This is a genomic window from Cupriavidus agavae, from assembly GCF_004217045.1.
GTDB classification, from domain to species: domain Bacteria; phylum Pseudomonadota; class Gammaproteobacteria; order Burkholderiales; family Burkholderiaceae; genus Cupriavidus; species Cupriavidus agavae.
Window position 1 is genome coordinate 43,818 of sequence record NZ_SGXM01000013.1, and the last position, 15,254, is coordinate 59,071.

A 15,254-nucleotide genomic window follows, 5' to 3' on the forward strand; every position below is an offset into this window, starting at 1 on the left:
CAGAATGTAAAAAAACCGCCCTCGCGGGCGGCTCCGTGGTTGCGGCGAACTGGCCGGTGGCCAGTGCCTTCATCAGATCAGCTTTGCGCATGCCGCGCCCTTGGCGCCGGCGGCGCGTACAAACGTGAAGCGGGCCACGCCGCCCTTGATCTCCGGACCGTCCACCGCAGCGGTGTTCAGTTCGGGATACTGGGCAGCGTAGACATCGCGCACCTGGTCGGGCGAGAACTGGGGACTCACGTCCGGCAGCGTTGCCGTTGTAGGAGAACTCACGCTTGAGCTTGGTGACTTCGAGTGCCATGGCGGGTCTCCTTACAGCAGGGATGCGAGGTCGGTGCCCGTGGCGGCCGGGGCGGCAGCTTCGGCTTTCGCGTCCGCTTTCGCACCTTCCACCGTCTGGCCGTCCTCTCCGTCGCCGTCTTCATCGACGGCAGCGTCGCCCGAGGGCGCGGCCGCCTTGGCCAGCGCCTTCGTTGCCTTGGATGACTGGGTCGACTTCGCGGCGTCCAGGATCGATTTCGTTGCTTCGGCCTGTTCAGCAAGAGACCGGTGCGAAGCCGTCACGCCCGTCAGGGTCGCGGCGAACTCGGCGTCCAACTCCGCCGGCGTCGCGGTCAGCGACAGGGGCGTGGTCAGGGCCGCATCCGCGGCGTTCTTGATGACGGGCATGACTACGACAGTCATGGCATCGCCCGACATGGACAGGGTGAGGACGACCTTGTCGGCCGCACGCACGAGGGGTGCAAGTTCAGTGAACATAGGTGAAATGAGTTGGGGGGAAAGGGAATGGACAGAGGGCGCCGGGGCGCCCTCTGCATGGGTGAACGACTAGTAGTGCAGGACCTTCGGCACCTTGCCGGTGTAGTCGAAGTCCTTCACCGCCAACAGGCCGGCGATGACCTCCGGCTTGGACTTGTTGAACAGCTTGGCGAACTGGTCACCCAGCGCCTTGCGGATGCCCATCTCGTCGGCAAGAACCTTCATCTCCGACTTGGTGAGCAATTCCAGGAAATCCTGCGCCTGCTGGAGATTCCAGTGGGCGCGCAGGTCCAGCTTGTGATAGCGGCACAGCTCGCGGAGGTTGTTCACCTCCACGCCATCGATGGCAGCAACCGTCAGCGCGATCGTCAACTGCTGGCGCTTCTGCGCGTCCAGCGCGTGCACGGCTGTCAGACACCCCTGCAACGAGGACGAGGACTTCTGCTCGGTCAGCTTCTCGAAGAACTTGCCCATCACGTCGCCGGCGATGTTGCGCGCCAGTCCGTTCAGTGCAACGGCCAGAAGGTACGCGTTCGCCTGGTCAGGATTCTGCGCGACTTCCTTGCGCAGCGCCTTGCGCCACAGCGCAGTCCGATAGGTCTTCACCTTGTCGGATTCGCTGATGGCTGTGACCGGCTTCTCGGCGGCCGCGGCTGCCGAATCGCCCTTCTTCGCAGGAGCTACCTTGCCCCCCGTCGCCGGCTTGACGTCGGTTGGCTTGGCGGCGTCCTTCTCTGCCTTGATCCGGGCGGCCACCTTCTGCTGGTTGCACACCGTGTCGAAGCACTGGCCGCTGTAGACCTTACCCATGGAATCGGGCAAGCCACTGACGGCGGCCCCGAAGTTCTGGCAGGCGTGGCAGGCTTTCGCCTGCTCGTCGCCGACGCCCGTCGGTCCTTCGACCTTCAGCTGGATCCGGGTGTGGTTGTCGCCCGGGCGGATGATGCGCACGATCGGATACTCGTCCTTGAGCCCATAGGCAATGCCTTCGAGCTTGGCCGTGAGCTTGCCGTCGTAGCATGCGCGGTTGGTGCAATTGCCGATGGCAATCGCCTCGCCGAACATTTCCGTTTGCAACGACGAGTTGTGCGGACATGCCGCGCACTCGGTCTTGTCGAAGATCGCGGTCTCGAGACTGCACGCAGCGGCCTCGATCGTCTTCTTCAACTCTGCAACGGGCTTTTTCTCGCTCACGATAACCGGCAGGAGCTTGTCTTGCTTGTCCTTGGCGAGCGTGGCCAGCAGTTCGGCGTGTCCGAGTTGGATGGTACGGGTGTTGAGCGCCTCCAGGACGGACTCGCTGCAGTTCATGAGCGCCAGACGCTTGTCGAGCGTCGAGCGCGACCAGCCCAGCTGGCGGGCCGCCTCGTCGCGATCGCCCCGCAGGTCGCCAACGATCCGCGCAGCCGACACGGCTTCCTCGGAAGGCGCCATGTCGGCGCGCTGCACGTTTTCGATCAGCGCGTGTCGATCTGCCTCGGCATCGGTCATCACCTTGATGTGGACCGGGATCGGGTAGCTGTCGCCGTGCGCGGCCATCGCGGCGCGATAACGGCGCTCGCCGGCCACCACTTCGAACTCGTGGCCATGCTCCTCATCCTCGATGGGACGAATGAGAACAGGCTGGATGACACCGTCAATGCGGATGGATTCGGTCAGTTCAGCCATCTGGACAGGATCGAAGTACTTGCGCGGATTGCGGCCAGGACGGATCTTGCCAATAACAACAGTAGGGTTTTGCATTGTGGGTTCTCGCGGAAATGGGGAACCCGTTGCCGCACCGGGAACGTGGTTCCCGATGGGGGTGGATGAGATGGACTACCAGACTAGGCTGGGGGCCACCGTACTGCAGAAGCTGGCACCGAGAGGTGCGGAGTCGATGCGTCTAAGACGCGGTAGGTAGCGCAATCATAGCGCAGGATAGGCATGTGATCAATTCCCAACGCCATCCTTTGCAAGCGCCCGCACATGTCACAATTGCTGCTCTATAGAAACGTAATAGGATGCTCGCGATGTCTTTCAAGAAGGCTCGGGAAACAGCGGAAATGGCCGCACAAAGGGCTACGGCTAACCCTGATCTCGGCATCAAACTGCTTGCCGAGGCCATGGCAGCGCTTGCGGCGGCTCAGGAGGCGGCAGTTCGACAACTTGACGAGAGGCTTTCAGCAATCGAGGCAAGGCTGCCCTGACGCACAGAGATGGTACAAGTGCTTGCCTCTCGTTGACCGAGGGCATAGTACGAGCACTGTCGCACGGAACGGTGCGATTCACCACCGTGGCGTGGTGGGGCACTGCAAAGGGGGCATTAATCCTCATTCGCTCAAGTCGAACGAGAATGTCGGACGCCTCAGATCGGCTAGTAGCGGTCGCCTAGGCATGAACCGCGATCTGCTTCTTTCACGTGAGTACCATCGCGGATATGGAAGCTAATACCTTTTTGCCTTGCTGGCTAACCAATGGCCTAGTTTGCGGTGCAAACAATGGTTCCGGTGCTCGAAAGATAACCATAAGCGGTCAGAACTAGACTACACACCAGAGCCCGCTTAGGGTCGGTAGTTGACTTTGGGTGGCAGCCTGGAAGCATGTGGTCCAATTCGGGCTCAGGCTTTCCAAGCTAGGCACCCATTTCTGTAGGCTGGTGCCATGATTGCGGTTGAGCTGTCCTTGTTGGACACCCTCCGCGGCGCCGCGCAGCCGAGTGAGGGCCTTTCCCTATTTCGATTTCCAGCTGAACTCGAGGTTTCCCCGGCAATCCACAATCGCGTAGTATTCCCCCCAGCCTTGGCGTAAGGCAATCATAGATAGCTGGGAATCGTAGACTGAGCCCTCGATGAATTCGAGGCCCTCGGTGGACAGGTCGTTGCGCTTGAAGTGGTCGAGTACCGCCTGCTGGTAAAACTCAGGTGGCTCGGCACATGAAGGCAACTCGCCGTCATAGTTGCGATAAAAAACGAGACCAGCAGCGACGACCAACAGCACGACAAACAAAAGCACCACGCCGATGGTAGCTCGAACCAGCGTTTTCCTCATACAAATCCGTTCTTGGCTACTTGGTATCCGCATACTAGCAATCAGCCGTTCGGATAAGGTGAAGCCTTTGTGAAGTAAAGATTTTCACGACTGATGACTGCTATCAGAAAAGGACCCACCCAGCCTCCGAGAGTCGCCCCGATTAACGCAGCTTAGTGGCCTGCTGCTTCCGGAATTGTCGCAGCACCGGCGCTCCCGTTTGCGGATCGATAATGCCGTAGAACAGCCGTCGGTCATCACTTGTAGTTGACTTCATAGTCCTTGTGACCGTAGATGGGGAGGACAGTCTCTGACGCCTTCAGCAGCTTAATTGAAGACACGAGCAACGCAACGGTCCGCTAAGGGTCGGAAGCGGAAGTTCGACGCCGCAGCGGCGGTCCGCGACCGCTGAACTTCCGCGTTCGGCCAGAAGGCGACGCTGAAGCGCTCCTCCGCGGATGACCGTCATCGAACCCGTATTCGACGTTCCGCCGTCACGCGTGGATAGTCGACTATCTTCGTGTCGACGCGGTCCCGGGAGCGGTCACGGAGTGGACTGAGTTGTCACATCTATGTCCCACACTTCAGGTCACCAATAAGGAAAGCAAGAAGAGAGTCATGGACGAGGCATATTACAAAAGGATGGAAGCTTTTCGCCCCCGTTTCGAGGACGTGCTCCAGCGCCTCGACGCCGGGGAAGGACCGGACGCGCTGGTGTCGCTGAGGGCGCTAGCGGAAGACGGTTTCGCTCCTGCGCTATTCTCTTTGGCCTGGAATGCCGCTGATGACTCCGACCAGGCTGCCTGGATAGCGGAACTCGAACGGCGCGCAACCGGACCAGATCCGCTAGCGAAGTACTTTATGTGCATGGCGTACGATTTTTGTCCAAACAGGCTGGATTTTGAGACCACCAACGCCAAGAAGCGCAAGTATCTCGAAGAGGCCGTCTCGCTCGGATATGGCCACGCACAGGATTGGCTGGACGAACTGGTCAGGATGGAGTTCCGGCAACAGCGTCCCTCCTCTCCCTACGAACTCGAGTGTTTCGATAACGACCCCACGAAGCCCGAGCGTTTCGTGCACGCTTACTACGACGGCGCTTGCTACATGTTCGCCCATCAGGTAGAGATTAGTGAATCGGCATCGACTTTCGGTGGAGAGCACGGCTATCAGTTTGCCGGAATCCTGCACGGCCCCGCCCCGCTACAGCAGGTCGTTCGACTCAGTCAGAAGGACTTTGGCTGGAGCGACCCCGAAGACATGCCCTTGCCTGAATTGCCGATGCTGTTCGGCTTCAGCTATGACGGGAGTTACGTCGAATACACGGTCAGCAACGACCGGACGCTGACCGTAGAACGCATGCACCCGACCGAGTCGCTCCCTTCGCGGCCGTACGAGAACTTCCCGACCTCATTTCCTGCTATTGCACTGACCTTGGTTGAACGCCGACCGATGTCGTATGAAGAATTTTCGGATGGTTGGTGGAACACACCCAAGACACCGCCCGACATCTTGGTCATGGTTCCTCCCCCTAGACGGCTTGACTTCTCCATCTGGGACGCTGAGGCCGTAAATGCCGGGGTAGTGGTCGTATTCGAATGCCATCTGCGAGAGCGGAGAATCTGCGCTTACAGCGTCTGCGACTAGCGCATTCTATGGTCCAACTGCACTCTTCCTGATAGGCGCCCTTGACTGCCCCTGGAGGATTCCATCAAGCTGTTGCGTTGACCGGTTGAATTTGCGAGGCAGCCTCACAGCGTATGGGCATGAACTGCGATTTGCACTTTCACATCCATGCCCTCGCGGATATGGAAGCTCGTACCTTTTACTTGCGGGCTAGCGAGTGGCTTAGTTGGCGGTTCAACAATGGTCCGAGCGCTGGAAAGACAGCCTTAGGCGGTCGGATTAGACTGCAGCCAGAGGCCGCTTAGGGTCGGCAGTTGCCTCTGGCGCCGACTGCGCCTCTTCCCTGGGTAGACTAACGGCCGAGGCCGGCCAGAAGCGGCCATTGCGATTTGGTTAGCGAGCGTCCGCTATCCAGCGTCAAAGCGACGCCGCGCTTTTTCTACTGCACGATTATAGAACGATTGCATTTTGACGGCTTCCAGCCCACCGCTTGCGGCCGTCGCGATGACATACCGCCGCGCCTTCTTCAGCGCCTCATTTCTGGTGCTGCGTTGCTTGTCACCCATACCGGCTGTGGAGCCACTCGCGAGTGGCTACGCCTTCAGGCGGCAAGGTGTGTGAACTGCTAAACTGAATGTCTTGCACCACACCCAAACTATGAGTCCAGTGCAAATGAATCGACCGCTGTCAGTCTCCGAGATGTCACTCGCTCGCTGGATGCTCGTGCATGGTGAACCAGATGGCCGGGCGTTTCTCCCACAACTCGCTACTGCATCTGTCACACCGTGGCGTTGCCCCTGCGGCTGTGCAAGCCTCTACTTCCAGATCACAGGTCGCGAACCTTCGCCGCCGGGCGTTCACATCCTGGGAGATTTTCTCCTCGACCCGAAATATGCGCCTGCTGGAATTTTCATCTACGAAAGTGGCGGCTTACTAAGTGGGATGGAAGTATACGGAATCGCTGGAGATGCCCCCACTGAATTGCCTCACGAGAGTACGCTTCGACAACTCAAGCCTGCTTAGAGCGTTTCGGCGATCACACCCTCCCTGCAGTCCGCACCGGGGCGGAGCTGCACCGCTTCCCGCGATTGACAAATGACTGCTAACGGCAAGGACATACGGATCGCTACAGGTCGAGACTCGCCTCTGGCGCCGGCAAGCCCTGCGTAAATTCCGAGGACTAAGACCGGCCAGACTGCGTCAATCGAATAGCGTGCCACTAATGACCAATCCCATGTGCGAACCAGTCATTGATCGAGTTGCTCTCGAAAGCAAAAAGCCACGTCCTCTAGGACGTGACTAATTTTCTAAGTAACGCACTCGTCATGGCATCGGCGCCGAACACGTCGAGCGCAGAAGGATCCTAATCCTGAATCTCCCCCGCCAAGTGGAGTGCGTAGCTGACGCGGTCAGGCTTTGATAAAGGCCAGAAGGTCGGCGTTGATAACCTCTGCCTGCGTAGTGGGCATACCATGCGGGAAGCCCTTGTAGGTTTTAAGCGTGCCCTTTTTTAGCAACTTGGCCGTAAGCGGCCCTGAATCGGCGTAGGGAACGATCTGATCGTCATCGCCATGCATTACGAGCACGGGCACATTGATCTTCTTCAGGTCCTCGGTAAAGTCAGTCTGCGAGAACGCCACAATGCCGTCGTAGTGCGCCTTCGCACTCCCCATCATGCCTTGCCGCCACCAGTTCTGAATAGTGCCTTCCTGGGGCTTGGCGCCCGCTCGGTTGTAGCCGTAGAACGGCCCAGCCGGCAGGTCACGGTAAAACTGAGCGCGGTTGGTGGCCGTCTGCACTTGCAGACCGTCGAACACATCCTTCGGCAGACCCTCCGGATTGGACGCAGACTTGAGCATCAGCGGCGGCACTGCCGCGATCAGGCAGGCCTTCGAAGCCCGCTTCTCGCCGTGGCGCGCCAGGTAACGCACGACTTCACCGCCGCCAGTGGAGTGGCCCACGTGGATCGCGCCCTTGAGATCGAGATGAGCCACCACCGCAGCCAAGTCATCGGCATAGTGGTCCATGTCGTGCCCGTCCCAGACCTGCGACGAGCGGCCATGACCCCGGCGGTCGTGAGCAACGACGCGGTATCCCTTGGACAGGAAGAACATCATCTGTGCGTCCCAGTCGTCCGAGCTTAGCGGCCATCCGTGCGAGAAGACGATGGGCGTCGCATTGGCAGGGCCCCAGTCCTTGAAGAAGATCTGGACACCGTCCTTGGTCGTGACGTAGTTCGTAGCGGAATTCTTCTCTGAGGCTGCTCCGCCCCGTGGTGCTTTGGGAGTCGCTGCAGTGGCTGGGGCCGCGAGCGGCAGCGCCGCTGTGACGGCAGCACCCGTTCCGAGCACGAGTAGTTGGCGACGGGAGACTTCCGTGGAGGTCGACGGCTGCGGCGTAGGCGAGAGTTTCATGGCATCAAGATTAACTAAGGGTGGTACAACGGAACTGGCGACCAGGGTAGCGATGCGTCAGCGTTTGTCAGTCTTCCCTAGTCGGGCGAGGACGTCGTCGGTGGTCCACAACGCGTTAGCCATGTAGCGGAAGTTGATCAGCGCGCTCAAATTGCCATCCCCTTCGGGAAGCTTTGGGCCCGCAACGGCGTCACGCACGACGGCCACTTCAAAGCCTTCCTCTAGGAACTCGCGCAGGTGTGACTCGACGCACACGTTCGCCAGCATCCCCGCCAGGATGATCTTCGTCACGCCTGCTTGCGAAGCTGCAACGAGAGATCATTGGCCTGCGGGCCATAAAGCTTGTGAGGCGAGGCAATGATGGTATGGCCATCCTCGATGTAGGGCTTGAACTTCGGCATGAAGTCCGCCCCCGAGCCACGGAAGCCATCCAGGCTCAGCGAACTGGGCCGGTCGAATATCTTGATCTTGTGCTGGAAGAGTTCGGCCGGGCCCTGAAACTTCCAGCGGTGATCGTGCGGATAGTAGTAATGAGGCGAAATCGCGACGACGATACCGGCCTTCTTCGAGGCATCGAACAGACGTAGCAAATTCTGCACGATCCGTGTCTCCGTGACGGATTCACCGACGGCGGGCCAGGCGGCACCCTCCGGACTCATGAAGTCAATCTGAGGATCGATCACGACCAACGAGGTGCGCTCCATGTCGAGCGTCATTGTGGGCACGGGCATCGCGCGCTGAACCGGATCGACATACTGCGCTGGCGTAATCGGCTCCGGATGCGCGGTGGCAGTCGCAATACTTGCCATCGCCACCGCGAGTGCAGCCGCCCAGCGGAAGGCGAAGCGTCGGTACTTGTCGCACCTCAACTGCGCCTCCTTCTCCATATAGTAATTTCGCTCGGTCATTTTTTCTCTTGAACGAGAGTTGACATCGTCAACTTCGATGTCGATGCCCGATTCGTAGCACCTCGATGCATCGATACGCAACGATCAATATCCAACTTGCTAGGCGGAAGCTTAGTCGTCAGGTTCCGCAGGCACTAGACACGGCAGCGAACTACGTTGTTGTTCTCAACGCACCAATCAATCGTCCCTCAGGTCGCCCAGTCCAGGCGAGCGCCTAGAATGGACCCCTGCCCCATCCTTCCCATCCACGTAGTCGCTTCCCAAGGAAGCTCATTGCATCCAACTTAGTGTCGATGGATTTCGCCATGCAGCTACCGGCTCAAATAGAGCCGGTCGACAGGGTCACCTTCGTTGGCTGGAGCTTCGCAGGACACTCCCCTGAAAGCCAGGCGGCGCTTCCAATGATCGGAGTATGGTGACCACATCAACGGCGGCAGGGCGATCTACAGTTGCATCACTGTTTCAGCGGCGTCGTCAGCACAACATCATCGGTATCCACTACAAACACCGCCAGCAACTTTGCCGGCTCGGTCTTGCTCGCATTCGCACTGACATCGTGCCGATCGCCGGGCATCTCGGTGAAGTTCTGTCCTTTGGTATAGGTGCGCAGTGGTCCGCCATTCAGTTGATTCAATACCGAACCTTCCAACACGGTCGCGTAGATGATCGCGGACTTGGCGTGTGTGTGCGCCGCGTTGACGCCGCCGGGCTCGTACTCGACAAGCACGCCCTTGATACTCTTCCCGGGCATGTTCGGAATGGCTTGCTGATACACCGGCGTCACCTTGACGCCAGTGGTCAGTATGGCAAATGCGCTCGGCGCGGCCGATGTCTGATGGGCTGAGTGGTCCTGAGCGAATGCCGCCTGCAGCGGCAGGGTAGCGAACAGCAGCGAGGCGATGAGCTTGTTCATAATGCAACTCCGGTTGGATAACGTGAATAGTGACGCAGCTAGTCAGCGAGCGGCCTGCCAACCTTGCAACCAGGCCGCGTGTGTGGTCGTGCCAAGGCGTGCCTTGCCAAGCGGGACCAGCGAGTGTTCCGTGACGGTGCCGCCGAAGTATGTCGCAGCCGGATCGCGCTCGACCGCACGTGCATCACCAATCAAGGCCAGATGATTGCGGATGATGTTGTCGAACGGTGCGCGCTCCGGACCCGCGATTTCAAGAATTCCGTTAATCGGCGTGCCGACGGCAATCTCTGCGAGAAATCCCGCTACATCGTCGGCAGCGATCGGTTGGAATAGGCCACCTGGCAGGCGGACTTTGTTTTGCACGGCGCTGCCGTCGGCGATGGCAGTCAGGAACTCAAGGAACTGCGTCGCCCGCACAATCGTATATGGCGTAGGCGCTGCGGTCACAACCGCCTCCTGTGCAACCTTGCCCTGGAAGTAGCCGTTATCCGGCATGCGGTCCACGCCAACGATCGAAAGCACCACGTGGTGCTGTACTTTGGCTGACGCTTCAGCGACGGCAAGACTACGACTCGACGTCTCGAAGAAGGCTTTAACTACGGTAGGGTCGTAGGATGCGGCGTTGCTGACGTCAATCACGACATTGGCGCCGGTCAGCGCCTCCGCCAGGCCTTCCCCAGTGAAAGTGTCCACACCCGTGGAGGGCGCAGCGACGACAACTTCATTGCCGGCGGCGAGTAACAGTGCCGCAACCTTGCGTCCAATCAGTCCAGTGCCACCGACAATGACGATCTTCTGTTTTGCTTGCATACGACTCTCCTGGTATTCGTTTAGGCCTGCGTTGTTGCAGGGATGACTGAATAGTAGGGAGTGATGACCCATTGTGCCGTTCCAGTCTTGCGCCGGTTGTTCCGATCTTGCGATCTCGGAGGAGAACACTCAGATCGCAAGATTGGAACATTTGGCGCAATCTACGGAAAGCCCGGCGAGCGGTGTGAGCCTATAAGGATGCATTCAGTTCTCTCGCCTTAGTGACCCTATGCCAGCAGCTTGCATCATCCTCGTCACCCACGCCGCAGAAGGCGTCGGCCCTATCACCGTGACTGCCTTGGCGCACGGCGGCCATACCGTCTACGCGGCGCTCAACTGCCGCCGTTGGCGCGACCGCGCACAGGCGCAGCGTCTGCGAGACAGCGCCATCGAGCACGGCCTCGACATCCGGATAGTCGACATGAAGCCTGAGTCGTCGGACAGTGTTTCGAAAGCGGTCGGTGAGATTGTTCATACAAGTGGGCAGATCGATATCCTCGTCCAAGGTGGTGTTCCATCAATGGTTGGACCAACAGAGGCTTTCGCACCGGAGCAGGCATCCAAGACTCTCGGCCGGTACCTTGTGGGCGCGCAGCGCACCTTGCGCGCGGTGCTGCCTCACATGCGCGAAGCCCACGCGGGGCTCATCATCTGGGTGCTCGGCACCGCTGCCGGGGGCGGGACGGCACCCTACCTTGGCTGGTATTGCGCAATCCAGTCCGGCCTTGAGGCGCTGGCCGTGCAATATGCGCGCGATTTGGTCCCATTCGGCATCGAGAGCGCGCTTGTCATGTCGGGAATGTTTGGTACGCTGTCAAGCCCCTTCCAACGGCCTGAATTGCCCGCCGATCAGACCACGAGCGCAGCTTACTCGCGCCGGCTGGGGCTCCAATTCCAGCAACGGATTCAGAACGCGGCCGACGAGCTTTCGTGTGCGGAAGAGATTCCCGGTGCCACGGCAGGAGCGGTGGCAATGATCGTCGAGACCCCCGCGGGACAGCGTCCTTTCCGGACTATAGTCGATCCAGTGAAGGACGGCGCCGACGTCGTATTTCTCGTACTAGATCGAGTGCGTGCCGAGATGATGCGTCGACTCGGCTGCGGCGATCTGCTGGATGTCTGCTACCGGGAGCGGCGCAGCGATGAAGGCGTAACCCCCGAAACCTTGCGGAACGCAGAGGCAAACGACGATGGCGTCTGATAACCCACTGCCATACCGATACTAGTAACTGGCATTTCGGTCGTGATCAGCAGATGGCGCGCATGGCCGATTCGCAGTGCCGTAAGCCATTCATGCGGCGTTTGTCCGGTGGCAAGCCGAAATGCGGTGCAGAAGTGAAAACGGCTCATCTGCAACAGGCCGGCGAGGTCATCGAGCCGAATTTCCTGGTCAAGGGAATCCTTCATATAGTCGGTGACCCGACGCACTTGCCAGTCGACCAGACCCTTGCGTACAGTTGGCGCGGGCATTGCCGACTGCGCCGAATGGCCGCGGACTAGTTGCGCGCACAGCAGGTCCAAAGCATGGTCGGCAAACAAGGAGGAACTTGGGTCACCCGTGGCAGCCTCGTGGCTAAGAATCTCGAGGATGCGCGAGGCAACGGGGTCGTCGACACAGATGCGACCCACCAGTTCGATACTCGTGGTACCCAACGCCATCAAACTGGCGGCCTCCTGCAGTCGATCGCTGCCGAGATAGACATGGGATACCTCGATCGGCCCCTCCACGTCCCACCGCCCCTCCTGCCCCGCGGGAATGATGGTCACCGTGCCGGGCCGGGTACGTGCACTCACACGTTTGCCATCCACACGGCAGCTTGAATTCTGCGCCACACCGTAGTAGGTCATGATCACATGAGTGTCCATGGCCGGCAGCGAGGCATGAAACTCACCATGCCGCCAGCGCCGGGTCAGGCGCGTCCCACCGCGCATGATATTGGCCAGCGTTGGTGGCTGGTCAAGGATGTCGCTAATCGCAACTGCTGCATCGGAGGCGGCCATGGCTGTCATGCGAGTCATCTCGAGCGAACTAGACAGCACTGTACCGGCGCCGCGATGTGGTGACAACTTTCTTGGAACTTCCGGGTGGCGAAATGCCGGGGAGTATCCGACCAGCCGTAGAGACCCCGGACCGCCCGCAGATGGGGCAAACGGTTCGCTCGCTGCAGAAAAACAAACGCCGCGCGCTGTGCGCCGCGAGCATGAGTCGGCCGGTTGGGACCGCGCAAGGCAAGATGTGACGCGGAGCGCGCCATGGCACAAGCTTAGACGCAATGATGGCCGGCATGCCCCCCAAATACCAAGCCCGACCGTAGGCCGGCGCTTCATCCGGCCGGAGCTACATGAAGGCAACGTCTTCTGACTTTTTTGTGAAGACGATCTCGATTCTCCTGCCGCTTCAGCGTCGCCAAGGTGACCTCTGTCCAGTACAAATAGGAGGCGGGCGGGGCGACCGCGCTGTGTGTCTCCTCCGATGACAGCGGGTGGCAGAATTTCAGGGATTTTTTGGTTAAAATCGCGGGGTATTTTTCGGCGGGGCGTGACCGGGCTTGAATCTGGGCGCGGCCCGATTATCCGGCGGTAATGTCCATACGTTTGCGCGGAATTTCGTGCGCTGCCGGTCCAGGGTCGGCAGGCAGGAATTGCCGGTGCATCGGCAATTCCTGGTCGAATGATGCGCAATCCAACGCCTTTCCAGTTCCGCGAGAAATACAACGACGCCACGTTGGTGATGTCATCGGCCGGTCGGGCTTGGTCCGGACTGTTTGCCGAAGTGCGTGACCATAGCGGCGGCATCATCACGCGCAATGCCGGGTTGCCGTTCAACGAGTTGGTCATCGATCCGCACGGCAGCACGTCCGCCGTGGTCACCCGTACTGGATATGGACTGGTGGATCGCACGCCGGCCAAGCGCGGTACGGTGTGGCTGTGTCCCAAGGGTATTCAGGAGGACGAGGTTTCCATCTCGACGGTGCTACCGGGCATGCTGCATCTCTATCTCGATCCAGCGCTGTTCACGCCTGAATCGCTTGGCGAGAGTGCCACCGGCACCGAGGCCAATACGTTCTATTTCGACCGCGGCTTCGAGGATCCGTTAATTGCGCAGATCGGATTGACCATCCTTGCGGAACTGCGCGAGGAAACGCCCACCGGCAATCTGTTGGTGGAAAGTCTGGCCGGTACGCTGGCGGTGCGCATGCTGCATCGCCGGGCCAGTGTTGCAGCGCTGCGCATGAGTCGACTCGAAGCCGAACCAGATCTTGCACAACATCGCATGCGGCGTGTGATGGACTATATTCGAGCGAATCTCGAGAGCGATATCCGCCTGGACGACCTCGCGAGCATCGCCTGCCTGAGCCGTTTTCATTTTGTGCGCGCCTTCAAGGCGGCCACGGGCAAAACCCCTTATCGGTGTGTCACTGATTTGCGCATCGAACGCGCCAAGACGCTGCTCCGTCTCCGCCAGCTATCGTTGATGGAAATTGCGGTTGAGCTCAATTTCTCGTCGCAAGCTACGTTCACGCGCGCCTTCCGCGCAGCCACCGGCTATACGCCTGGCCAATATCCCGGCCGGAATTAGTGCGTGCACCGCCAGAGTGCCAAACGTGAGACGGCAGCAATATCGGCATACTGATGCGCAACGATTGCAAGTACCGCCAGTTTCCATCGTGAAAGAATGCACGCATGCCATTTGACGCCGGACTCGGGAAACGGCGCGTAGCTGACCGGCATGGCAAAGTTCCTTGGCGCGCGGAGGAAAAAAACGATGGGCTTGATATTGGAATCGTCGCTGGCGCTAACGCACAGCGATCTCTCGGCGCCGCTGCATCGCGCCGACACCTTGTCGGCAACTTTCGGCGCGAGCTACACCGGCATCATGGCCTTCATGGCGGTGGCGACCGAAGGCAGCTTTGCCAAAGCAGGCGAACGGCTCGGCATCAGCCGCTCGGCTATCAGCCGCAACGTGCAAAAGCTAGAATCTCAACTCAGCACACGGTTGTTTGTCCGCACCACGCGCAACACACAATTGACACACGAGGGACGCCGCTTCTTCGATAATTGCCACCAGGGCGTCGCACATATGGCGGAGGCGATCAACGACATGCTGGAACTGCGCCAAGGTCCGCCAAGCGGCCTGATCAAGATCGGAGCCCCAGTCAGCTTTGGCCGCAAGGTGCTGGCGCCGCTACTGGAACGTTTCTCCAACGCCTATCCGGACCTCTCGCTCGATCTGCACCTCGATGATGGCCTGCTCGACCATGCTTCGGACGAGCTCGATGTGGCATTCCGCAGCGGACGTATTGAAGATTCCAGCATCATCGCACGCCGCTTGGGACCGATGCGACGCGCAGTCTGTGCCGCGCCATCATACGTCGCCACGAATGGATTGCCGGCAACGCCGGAAGAACTGGCGCACCACCAGTGCATCAGCCATCGCAGCGCAAGCGGCCGTGTGCAAGAATGGGAGTTTCATCGCGAAGGCCGCGTGCGCAAACTCGCGCTAAAATCGCGATTTACGGTCAACAATTCCGATCTGGTGCTCCACGCTGTGCTGCAAGGTTGGGGCTTGGCGCAGATAGCGGACTTTCAGATCGCCGACCACGTCGCCGCCCACGAGCTCGTGGTGACGCTTGCCGATGAGCTGCCCAACGACCTCGGCCACTACATTTGCTATCAGAGCCGCTGCCACCTTCCGGCGCGAACGCGTGTGTTCGTTGACTTCATGGTGGCCGAATTTCCGCGATTTTCGTTCGGCGGGGTGGGTTTGGACGCTTGATGCTGACCCAGTAGGGGAACAGACAAAGACTTGACTAC

Annotated in this window: 13 protein-coding genes and 2 pseudogenes; 5 read left to right on the plus strand and 10 right to left on the minus strand. The window is 59.7% G+C overall.

From position 1 onward, the window contains the following. Nucleotides 1–72: 72 nt before the first annotated feature. From EV147_RS25075 to EV147_RS25085, 3 genes and pseudogenes are all read right to left on the minus strand, one after another. Nucleotides 73–301 (minus strand): annotated as a pseudogene (locus tag EV147_RS25075) (PRTRC system protein C). An 11-nt stretch (nt 302–312) separates the two neighbouring features. Further along, nucleotides 313–759: a PRTRC system protein E gene (locus tag EV147_RS25080; protein ID WP_130393938.1), complete on the minus strand. Its 447-nt coding sequence runs from the start codon at nt 757–759 to the stop codon at nt 313–315. Nucleotides 760–828: 69 nt separating this feature from the next. Beyond that, nucleotides 829–2,502, minus strand: a complete 1,674-nt coding sequence (locus EV147_RS25085; protein ID WP_130393939.1) for a PRTRC system ParB family protein — start codon at nt 2,500–2,502, stop codon at nt 829–831. 269 nt (nt 2,503–2,771) lie between these two features. Here EV147_RS25085 and EV147_RS26030 point away from each other — a divergent pair, with 269 nt between their 5' ends. Next, a complete protein-coding gene (locus EV147_RS26030; protein WP_157994724.1) occupies nt 2,772–2,948 on the plus strand; it encodes a hypothetical protein in 177 nt (58 codons plus the stop codon). Nucleotides 2,949–3,471: 523 nt separating this feature from the next. On the opposite strand, the gene EV147_RS25090 is transcribed toward EV147_RS26030, so the two are convergent. Next, the gene (locus EV147_RS25090; RefSeq protein WP_130393940.1) at nt 3,472–3,789 is read right to left on the minus strand and encodes a hypothetical protein; all 318 of its coding nucleotides are present in this window, start codon (nt 3,787–3,789) and stop codon (nt 3,472–3,474) included. Between the two features lie 597 nt (nt 3,790–4,386). Between EV147_RS25090 and EV147_RS25095 the strand changes: the two genes are divergently transcribed. Continuing rightward, nucleotides 4,387–5,415 (plus strand): hypothetical protein, encoded by a 1,029-nt coding sequence (locus EV147_RS25095; protein ID WP_130393941.1) that lies wholly within the window; start codon nt 4,387–4,389, stop codon nt 5,413–5,415. 386 nt (nt 5,416–5,801) lie between these two features. Here the strand turns inward: EV147_RS25095 and EV147_RS26035 are convergent, their stop codons facing one another. From EV147_RS26035 to EV147_RS25115, 5 genes and pseudogenes are all read right to left on the minus strand, one after another. Next, nucleotides 5,802–5,960 (minus strand): hypothetical protein, encoded by a 159-nt coding sequence (locus EV147_RS26035; RefSeq protein WP_157994725.1) that lies wholly within the window; start codon nt 5,958–5,960, stop codon nt 5,802–5,804. A gap of 843 nt (nt 5,961–6,803) precedes the next feature. Next, the gene (locus EV147_RS25100; RefSeq protein ID WP_198680362.1) at nt 6,804–7,808 is read right to left on the minus strand and encodes an alpha/beta fold hydrolase; all 1,005 of its coding nucleotides are present in this window, start codon (nt 7,806–7,808) and stop codon (nt 6,804–6,806) included. 57 nt (nt 7,809–7,865) lie between these two features. After that, a pseudogene (locus tag EV147_RS25105) lies at nt 7,866–8,617 on the minus strand (isochorismatase family cysteine hydrolase). A gap of 553 nt (nt 8,618–9,170) precedes the next feature. After that, nucleotides 9,171–9,629 carry a cupin domain-containing protein gene (locus EV147_RS25110; RefSeq protein WP_130393942.1) on the minus strand — a complete coding sequence of 153 codons (459 nt, stop codon included), beginning with the start codon at nt 9,627–9,629 and terminating at the stop codon, nt 9,171–9,173. A 42-nt stretch (nt 9,630–9,671) separates the two neighbouring features. Continuing rightward, entirely contained in the window at nt 9,672–10,439 is a 768-nt protein-coding gene (locus EV147_RS25115; RefSeq protein ID WP_130393943.1) for an SDR family oxidoreductase, read from the minus strand. Nucleotides 10,440–10,668: 229 nt separating this feature from the next. Between EV147_RS25115 and EV147_RS25120 the strand changes: the two genes are divergently transcribed. Beyond that, on the plus strand, nt 10,669–11,640 hold the full coding sequence (locus tag EV147_RS25120; RefSeq protein WP_130393944.1) for an SDR family NAD(P)-dependent oxidoreductase: 972 nt from the start codon (nt 10,669–10,671) through the stop codon (nt 11,638–11,640). Here the strand turns inward: EV147_RS25120 and EV147_RS25125 are convergent. Next, nucleotides 11,562–12,449 carry a helix-turn-helix domain-containing protein gene (locus tag EV147_RS25125; protein ID WP_130393945.1) on the minus strand — a complete coding sequence of 296 codons (888 nt, stop codon included), beginning with the start codon at nt 12,447–12,449 and terminating at the stop codon, nt 11,562–11,564. The two genes, EV147_RS25120 and EV147_RS25125, sit on opposite strands and share 79 nt — an antisense overlap. A 661-nt stretch (nt 12,450–13,110) precedes the next feature. Between EV147_RS25125 and EV147_RS25130 the strand changes: the two genes are divergently transcribed. Next, the gene (locus tag EV147_RS25130) at nt 13,111–14,019 is read left to right on the plus strand and encodes a helix-turn-helix domain-containing protein (protein WP_130393946.1); all 909 of its coding nucleotides are present in this window, start codon (nt 13,111–13,113) and stop codon (nt 14,017–14,019) included. Between the two features lie 186 nt (nt 14,020–14,205). Further along, nucleotides 14,206–15,216, plus strand: a complete 1,011-nt coding sequence (locus EV147_RS25135) for a LysR family transcriptional regulator (protein WP_130393967.1) — start codon at nt 14,206–14,208, stop codon at nt 15,214–15,216. Nucleotides 15,217–15,254: the final 38 nt, after the last annotated feature.